Source organism: Campylobacter concisus, from assembly GCF_002913865.1.
GTDB classification, from domain to species: domain Bacteria; phylum Campylobacterota; class Campylobacteria; order Campylobacterales; family Campylobacteraceae; genus Campylobacter_A; species Campylobacter_A concisus_AM.
The window spans coordinates 1-1465 of sequence record NZ_POYX01000042.1; the positions used below are offsets into that span (position 1 = coordinate 1).

Consider the following 1465-nt stretch of genomic DNA (forward strand, 5'->3'; position numbering starts at 1 on the left):
GGTATATATAGGGCTTTATTGTAAATATGTATTTCATTTCTTCTTCTATATATAAATTTAAATATTTTAAAAAGAGTCCTAGTTCTCGACCGTTGTTGAAATTTATCAATACCCAAGATAGAATATTTAACTTTTTTATTAAAATCATAGAAAAGCGGCACATCAATATTAGAAACTATCTCTACATCGTAACCTTTATCTATAAAATGATTACTCCATAAATTAATAACTCTAGCTGGACCACCAGCTTGCATTGTAGAATTTAAAAAAACTATTTTTTTCATTATTTGCCTAGTACTTTTTTGACAGCTGAAAGCAAACCAAGATGGTCTAAAATATTTCTAACTCCGTTTTTAAGAAGCAATAAAGCATTTTTAGCTTTTATTTTAAACATATTATCTTGTTTTTTTATATATGACATTACTTCATCGTAGTCAGTTGCTATGGCATTGTCTATATTTAAACTATTTTTTTTAAATAATGAAAAAACAACTTCATTTGATTTTATACACTCGAAACCGTATTTATTCATCAGGTTGGTGAGTGTCCTTGCAGAAAAATAATAGATATGGGGCAATGTAACAAAATTTAATAGATCAAATTTATGGAATGAATTATTATGTAAATTTTTAATTCCTGGCACCCTTAAAAATAATATTCCATCTTCTTTTAATAAATTATTAAGTTTGTGCATATGCGATGATATATTACTTATATGCTCAAATACACTATTGTAGATAACTAAATCAAACTTGGTATCAGTATTAAAGTCTGGTAAATCTATATTGATCAAATTTAAACCGTGTACTTTTTGCCCATACCCAATAGCATCTACACCAAGATCTAGCCCTACGGTATCACATCCCAATTCTTTAAAATATTGTATTGCCCCCCCCGATGAACAACCAACTTCTAAGACATTAAAATTTTTATTTAGCTTAATAAAATCTCGCATAAACGGAAAAATTGAATCTTTGGCATTGTTATATTGAGATTTAAACGATTCACTAAAACCAATAGAATACCCTATATCTAAATCATTAAAATGATGTACATAAAAATCATTATACGATTTTTGGTCTAATCTTCTATTTGCAAAAATAAAACCGCATGCGGTACATATTCCTACTTGATGAGGTAACCAATACTTATCTTTCTCTGAGATATTCTCAATATCATTATTGTCACATATAGGACAGTCTATTTCTTCGAATTTGTAACAACCATTATCTATTTTTTTTAGAATATCTTTTTTTGCTTTTTTTTGAGAGAAATTTAGTCTCTCACATTCTCTACCATCATTTTTGAATCTACTACTCAACATACTCTATCCTATATCTTTTTTAAAATTAATCTCAATAAATCAACAAAATTATTTATTAAAACAAATAGATTTTTTACAACTATTTTTCCGTCTGCTATCTCCATATCATTGGCAATATTATATGTATGAAAAGCTATATAG

The 1465-nt window shown here is 27.0% G+C and carries 2 protein-coding genes; both read right to left on the minus strand.

Annotated elements, in window-relative coordinates:
• Nucleotides 1–284 (minus strand): glycosyltransferase family 4 protein (locus CYP77_RS02550; protein WP_141090830.1); only part of this gene is annotated, 284 nt, incomplete at its 3' end.
• Entirely contained in the window at nt 284–1324 is a 1041-nt protein-coding gene (locus tag CYP77_RS02555) for a class I SAM-dependent methyltransferase (protein ID WP_103599678.1), read from the minus strand. The genes CYP77_RS02550 and CYP77_RS02555, both read right to left, overlap by 1 nt.
• Nucleotides 1325–1465 lie beyond the last annotated feature (141 nt).

Bases quoted from the DNA above. Each gene is read 5' to 3' on its own strand.
- CYP77_RS02555 (WP_103599678.1), bottom strand. From the start codon at position 1,324: ATGTTGAGTAGTAGATTCAAAAATGATGGTAGAGAATGTGAGAGACTA.